Genomic DNA, 636 nt, shown 5'->3' with positions numbered 1-636 from the left:
CGTCGATCATTTCGATGACGATGACAAACGCTGTAATCGGGCTTTGCGTGACGGCGGCAAGATAGCCGACCATGCCGAGCGCGATCAGCATCGGCAACTGCATCTGCCCGAACACCATGTGCAGCACATTGCCGATGCCCGCGCCGATTGCCAGCGACGGTGCAAAGAGGCCGCCCGGCGTGCCCGGCAGATACGAGCCCACCATTGAGGCCATTTTCAGCACGGGATAGGCCACACCGAGCTGCGAGTGGCCTTCGAGCATGCCGCGCGCTTCCGCATAGCCGCTGCCGAACAGATTGCCACCGCTCGCCACGCCGATCACGGCGATGAACAAACCGCATGCGGCGCCAAACACCACGGGGCGTTCCTTTCGGAGAGCGAATAAACGGGCGGGCATCCACCGCTCGGTGTTGAGCAGCAGCCAGCAGAACACGCCGCCCGCGAGGCCAGTGACCACGCCGACGAGTATGACGGCAACGGCGAGCAGGTCGGGCAGTTTGCCGGCGATCGCGATCGTGCCGAAATACACATAGTTGCCTTGCAGGGCAAGCGAGACGACGCCCGAAAAGATGATCGCCGTGATGATCACGCCGCTCGTTCGCGCCTCGAAGCTGCGCGTGAGTTCCTCGATGGCGA

At 63.2% G+C, this 636-nt stretch carries 1 protein-coding gene; it reads right to left on the bottom strand.

The window, feature by feature from the left end:
• On the bottom strand, positions 1-636 hold a 636-nt coding region (locus VSR72_RS44020; RefSeq protein ID WP_342958421.1), incomplete at both ends, for a chloride channel protein.

Origin of the sequence: Paraburkholderia sp. JHI869 (assembly GCF_038900775.1) — a bacterium.
Taxonomy (GTDB): Bacteria; Pseudomonadota; Gammaproteobacteria; order Burkholderiales; family Burkholderiaceae; genus Paraburkholderia.
Note: the sequence above shows the minus strand (reverse complement) of the source record. Positions and strands in the feature narration are given on the sequence as shown.